Source organism: Arsukibacterium sp. (assembly GCF_036735525.1).
Lineage (GTDB): Bacteria > Pseudomonadota > Gammaproteobacteria > Enterobacterales > Alteromonadaceae > Alishewanella.
The window spans coordinates 4761-6014 of record NZ_DAINOE010000118.1 but is presented as its reverse complement, the minus strand read 5'-3'; the positions used below and the strand labels follow the sequence as shown (position 1 = coordinate 6014).

General features: G+C 44.5%; 1 protein-coding gene. It reads left to right on the top strand.

The window, feature by feature from the left end; all coding sequences use genetic code 11:
• On the top strand, positions 1 to 1181 hold a 1181-nt coding region (locus tag V7D78_RS15615; RefSeq protein WP_333609388.1), incomplete at its 5' end, for a CDP-glycerol glycerophosphotransferase family protein.
• Positions 1182 to 1254 lie beyond the last annotated feature (73 nt).

Here is a 1254-nt window from a genome sequence, read left to right as displayed (position 1 = left end):
CAATTAATGCTGATAACAGCTTTCAGCCTTACTCTTTACCATTGTCATACAGGTTACGTCGGGCAACAACAGGCCTACTACAGCTGCTTTTTCAGATGTTACGTCACCTTATCCCTTCTTCAGGCTACCTATACTATGCCGAAGATTTTTTCGACAGTAATGTGTTGTTGGCATACCGTGAACATCGCAAACAACACCCTGAAGAAGTCTGGCTTTTAGGTCGTAAATTGAAGCAGAAAATCTTCGAGCTCGACAGCGACAATCACGTACTGCAAGGCCTGTCATGTCATAGCTTATGGCGCTGCCTGCGGGCAAAAAAACTGGTTGTCGATCATGAATATACCGGGCAAGTTTTCAGCCTGCTGCGCCGCTATATACCGGTTATTCAACTGTGGCATGGCCTGCCCTATAAGGCATTAAGCGGCAATATTCACTACCCGCATATTTGCGATGAAGCTTTTATCTCTAGTTCTGATTGGTTTAACCAACATGTTTTTCCGAAAATTTTCCGCGCCAAGCACTATCTGGCATTGGGTTATCCACGCAATGATGCCTTTTCGCAGCCGGCTGAGCAAAGAGATTGGATTAACGCCGAACCGCTGTCACTGCTGCATAAAGTACTGCAGGATACCGGCGATATCATAGTTTATGCACCAACCTATCGGGATTGGGGCGATAACGATTATCCACTTGATTTAGAGGATCTGAATGCCTGGTGCCAAACACAAAGAGTGAGCTTTGTGCTGAAGTTCCACCCCTTTATCTCAAGAAAATTTGCAGCCGCTATGCAATTGGATAATTTGAATAGTCTACAGTCATTACCCGGGCTACCTCATATTTACCTGTATCCCAGTGGTAAAAATGTTTACCCGTGGCTGGCGGAAGCTAAAGTTCTGATCTCGGATTATTCGTCAATCGCTTATGACTTTATGCTTACCGGCAAGCCGATTATTTACTATCAGTACGATATCGAAAAATACCGCGAGCTACGTGGTGAAACCTTGGTAGCGGATGAAGATTTTATTGCGGGTTCGGTTGCACACAAACAACAACAACTGGCACAACTGTTAAGCGACAGCGAAGCCTCAGAACTGCAACTAACACGAAAGGCTTTAACGGAAAAGTATATGTTGAAAAGCAAGCAGGCAACATCAGAGATTGTTTGCTATATCAGGCGCTAATCTGAAAACCGTTACTGCTCTGTTTAGCTAAAATTTGCCTGCAAGCAGGCTAACAATAGCGTACTACTTCAGT